Here is a 512-nt window from a genome sequence, read left to right as displayed (position 1 = left end):
ATCTCTTTTGCCACAGAGTCACTCAGGACACTGGAAACACGCCTGCAGAACATGATGCAGAAAGTCTTTACAGCCAGCGCCGTAAGCAAAAAAGAGAAGGACATGCTGCGCGAGCAGATCAGCAGTCTGTCCACTCTGATTGTCGATCTGGGCAAACACCGACCAGCGGGTCTGGCGGAGGCACCAGCAAACAGTCCGCCTGAAGCGACACTGCCTGCCAGAGCCATCAGACCAGCCTCCCCGCTCCTGTCCGTGATGGCAGACAAATTTGTCTTTGCAGACAAGGACAAAAGTGAGGACACAAAGAAAGCCACACGCAAAACCGTGGAGCTGTTCACTCAAGCCTTTGGGGACATGCCGGTCAGGCAGATCACAGGCACGATTGCCGGTGAATTCTTCGACCTGCTGTCCGGCCTCCCGGCCACACATGGCAAAGGCAAAACCGGTCTTCCCATCCGTGAAGCGGTCGCACAGGCCCGCGAGCGCGCTCAGGAAACCGTCAGCGGGAAGAC

At 57.0% G+C, this 512-nt stretch carries 1 pseudogene; it reads left to right on the top strand.

What is annotated here, in order from left to right:
• Nucleotides 1–512: pseudogene (locus GOB58_RS12905) on the top strand (hypothetical protein); the annotation flags it as partial.

The sequence above is a fragment of the Acetobacter thailandicus genome, assembly GCF_011516655.1.
GTDB lineage: Bacteria > Pseudomonadota > Alphaproteobacteria > Acetobacterales > Acetobacteraceae > Acetobacter > Acetobacter thailandicus.
This window is presented reverse-complemented; position numbering and strand designations above follow the sequence as displayed.